Here is a 3,470-nt window from a genome sequence, read left to right as displayed (position 1 = left end):
TCCGGCGTCAGGGCCGCGGCCAGGGCGGCGGCGTGCTCGCGCAGGTCGGGGTCCATCACCGCCGGGGAGAAGCCGATCCGCCCGCCCCGCCAGGCCACCACCCCGGCCAGCTCGGCGGCCTCCACCGGGCGCCCGGCGCGGTGCAGGACGTGGCTGAGGGTCGCCAGCGCCACCAGCCACGAGGTGGTCTCCCCCACGTCGAAGGACCGCTGCAGGCTGTCGGCGCCGGCCGCCCAGGCGGCGGGCAGGTCGCCGCGGTCCAGCTCCGCCTTCGCCTGGATCCAGCGCGCGGACACCCCCACCCACGAGTAGCCGGTGGCGTCGGCGGCGGCCACGGCGCCCTCCAGGCGGCGCAGGGCCGCGGCGTGGTCGCCGTCGCGCCGCTCCACCTCCCCCAGCACCATGAGCGTCTCCGCCAGCGTCGGCCCGTGGCCCACCTCCCGGCAGACCGCCAGCGCCGCGCCGGCGTGCTCGCGGGCCGGGCCCACCTGCCCGGAGAACGCCTCGAAGTACGCCACGGTGGCCAGCGACTGCGCCCGCACCAGCGGGGAGTCGCAGCGGGCGGCGTGCTCCCCGGTGCGCCGCAGCGCCCCCAGCACCGCCGGCAGGTCCCCGGCCAGGTAGCTCAGCAGCGCCACGCCCGTCCAGGCGCGCGCCAGCGCGGCCTCGTCGACGGCGCCGCCGCGGCCCCCGTCGACCGCGGCCAGCGCCGGCAGCAGGTGGCCCAGGCCCTCGGCCACCAGCCCCTCGCGGTACCAGAACCAGAAGAAGCCCCCGGCCACGCGCACCACGGTGGCCGGGTCGCTCTCGTGCAGCGCGGCGCGGATGTTGGCGCTCTCCTCGCGCAGCCGCTCCGTCTCCAGCGCCGCCAGGCGCCCGCGCAGGGCCGGCTCGACGTTCGCGGCGACGTCGGCCACCCACTCGGCGTGGCGGGCGGCCAGCTCCCGGCGGCGCGCGGGGGGCGTGCGCGAGAGGGCGAACAGCCGCAGCGTCTCCAGCAGGTGGTAGCGCCGCGCGCCGCCGGGGCCGGGGACCGGGCCCGAGACGGAGACCAGGCTGCGGGTCACCAGGTCCGCCAGCACCGGCGCCACGTCGGGGCGCTCCAGCACCCGGCGCGCCGCCTGCAGGGTGAAGCCGCCGCGGAAGACGGCCAGGTCGCGGAACACCTCCTGCTCGGCGGCGTCCAGGCGGTCGTGGGACCACTCCACCGCGGCCTGCATCGTGGCGTGCCGGGGCCCGGAGCGCCGGCTGCCGCGCAGCAGGGCGAAGCGGTCGTCGAGCATGGCCTCGATCTCCGCCAGCGGCAGCGCCCGCAGCTGCCCGGCGGCCAGCTCCACCGCCAGCGGCAGGTCGTCCAGCGCCGCGCACACGCGCGCCACCCGCTCCAGCTCCGCCGCGTCCGGCTCCCAGCCGGGCGAGAGGGCCCGCGCGCGGTCCAGGAACAGCCCGACGGACTCCCCGCCGGCGCCGCCGGACAGGGCGGGCACCGCGTAGGTGTGCTCGCCGTCCACGAGCAGCGGCTCGCGGCTGGAGGCCAGCACCCGCAGGTCCGGGCACGCGCCGAGCAGCTCGCTGACGAACGGCGCCACCTCGTCCAGCAGGTGCTCGCAGTCGTCCAGCACCAGCAGCGTCTCGCGCCCGCGCAGCACGGCGGCCAGCGCGCCGGTGCCGCCCACCGGCACCACGCCCAGGGCGGTGGTGACCGCCTCGGGCAGCAGGCGCCCCTCGGGGACGTCGGCGAGCTCCACGAACCAGGGGCCGTCCGGGGCGCGCAGGCCGCGCGCCACCTCCAGCGACAGGCGGGTCTTGCCGACCCCGCCGGGCCCGACGAGGGTGACCAGCCGGTGCTCGGCGAGCATGGCGCCCACCTCGGCGACCTCCCGGCGCCGCCCCACGGTGGTGGACACCGGCGTGGGCACGTTGCTCGTGGCGCGCACCGCCGCCGACGGGGGCCGCCGCGGGGCGGCGCCGGCCGGGCCGAGCAGGGCGGGGTCGTGGGCCAGCACGGCGCGGTGCAGCGCGGCGGCCGCGGGGCCGGGGTCGGTGCCCAGCTCCTCGGCGAGCACCTCGCGCAGCCGGCGCAGGGCGGCCAGCGCGTCGGCCTGGCGGCCCTGCCGGTACAGGGCCAGCGCCAGCAGCTCCCAGCCGCGCTCGCGCAGCGGCTCCTCGGCGGTGAGCAGCTGCGCGGCGGCGGCGGCGCGCGCCGGCTCGCCCAGCGCCAGGTCGACGGCCGCGCGGTCCTCGCGGGCGGCGGTGCGCAGCTGCTCCAGGCGCCGGGCCGCGGCGGCGGCGAAGGGGCGCGCGGCGACGTCGGCGTAGGCGGGCCCGCGCCACAGCCCCAGCGCCTGGTCGAGGGCGGCGGCGGCCCCGGCGGGGTCGACCTCCAGCAGCGCCCGGCCGCGGGCGGCGAGCTCCTCGAAGCGGACGGCGTCCACGGCGCCCGGCGCCAGCCGCAGGGCGTAGCCGGGGCCGCGGCGCACCAGCACCCGCGGCTCGTCGCGCGGGGCGCGGCCCGGTTCCAGCACGCGGCGCAGGCGGGAGACGTGGGCCTGCAGGGAACCGGTGGCGCTGGGGGGCGGGTCGCCGTCCCAGAGGTCCTCGGCGAGGGCGGCGTCGGTGACCACGGCGCCCTCGGCGAGCACGAGGCGCTGCACGAGCGCGCGCGGCACGGCGCCGCCGACGGCGACGGGCCCGCCGGGCAGGAGGACCTCCAGCTCCCCCAGGACGCGGACCTGCAGCGGTTCGGGAGCGGTGGCGCGCACGGTGGCCATCCCAGGGCACCGGTGGGCCCGCTGGGAAGCGGTTTGCGCTCCCTCACCCCCGGAGGGGGGACACCGGTCGCGCCGATCACCCCTCAGGCGGGCACGGCCGCGGCGGCGCGCCGGGCGCGCACGGCCACCGTCAGCGAGCACGCGGCCACCAGCGTCGCGCCCACCATGACGGACGCCATGGCGAGCGCGTCCCCGCCCAGCGCCCCGGCGACGATGCCGACGGCGCCGCCCACGCCGGACTGCGCGGCGGTGACCAGGGCCGCGGCGGAGCCGGCGGTGCGCCCGTGCTCCTCCAGCGCGCAGGTGACCGCGTTGGGCGAGACCAGGCCGCCGACGCCGAGCAGGAACCACAGCACCACCAGCAGGCCGGCGAAGCCGCCGGCGCCGGTGAGCACCACCACGAGCAGCACCACCGCCAGGCTCGCGGAGCAGGTCACGCCCACGCGCAGCAGCGTCAGCGGCGCGTACCGGGACACCAGCGCGGCGTTGAGCTGGGTGCCGCCCACGAGGGCGACGCCGTTGACCGCGAAGAGCAGCGCGAACTGCGTGGTGGACAGCCCGTGCACCTCCTGGAACACGAACGGCGAGACGGAGACGTAGCAGACGATCACGGCCATCGCCAGGCCCGGCAGCAGGGCGAAGCCCACGAAGCGCGGGTCGCGCAGCAGCCGGGCGTAGGTGCCCAGGGCCTGCGCGACC

2 protein-coding genes are annotated in these 3,470 nt (G+C 79.7%); both read right to left on the bottom strand.

From position 1 onward, the window contains the following. The coding region (locus tag GTR00_RS17085; protein WP_166612786.1) for an AfsR/SARP family transcriptional regulator at positions 1-2,771 on the bottom strand (2,771 nt) is incomplete at its 3' end. Positions 2,772-2,854: 83 nt separating this feature from the next. Further along, positions 2,855-3,470, bottom strand: a 616-nt coding sequence (locus tag GTR00_RS17080; RefSeq protein ID WP_166612785.1) for a multidrug effflux MFS transporter, incomplete at its 5' end; no start/stop codon positions are given.

Source organism: Kineococcus indalonis, assembly GCF_009906395.1.
Classification (GTDB): domain Bacteria; phylum Actinomycetota; class Actinomycetes; order Actinomycetales; family Kineococcaceae; genus Kineococcus; species Kineococcus indalonis.
The sequence above is the reverse complement of the archived record's forward strand: the minus strand, read 5'-3'. Positions and strand labels throughout refer to the sequence as shown.